Origin of the sequence: Methylophaga sp. UBA1464 (assembly GCF_002325665.1) — a bacterium.
Lineage (GTDB): Bacteria > Pseudomonadota > Gammaproteobacteria > Nitrosococcales > Methylophagaceae > Methylophaga.
Window position 1 is genome coordinate 32720 of record NZ_DCSO01000084.1, and the last position, 356, is coordinate 33075.

Here is a 356-nt window from a genome sequence, read left to right on the forward strand (position 1 = left end):
AAAGCCGGTGTGAAAGAGATTGCTGAACGCGGCACGCGATGGGTGAAGGCGTTAACTGATCAACACCCGGAAACCCAATGGGTTTATCAATATTCTCCCGAGGTGTTTTCCAGCACCGAAGTGGAATTTGCCAAGGAAGTGTGTGACGCGGTATCAGCCATCTGGCAGCCAACAGTTGAAAACAAAATGATTATCAATTTGCCAGCCACGGTGGAGATGTCAACACCCAATACCTATGCCGATCAGATTGAGTGGATGCATCGCAACTTGAATCATCGCGACAGCATTATTTTGAGTGTGCATCCGCATAATGATCGCGGTACGGCCGTTGCTGCAGCGGAACTGGCCGTAATGGC

General features: G+C 50.0%; 1 pseudogene. It reads left to right on the forward strand.

Annotated elements, in window-relative coordinates:
* Nucleotides 1-356: pseudogene (locus B3O33_RS10745) on the forward strand (2-isopropylmalate synthase); the annotation flags it as partial.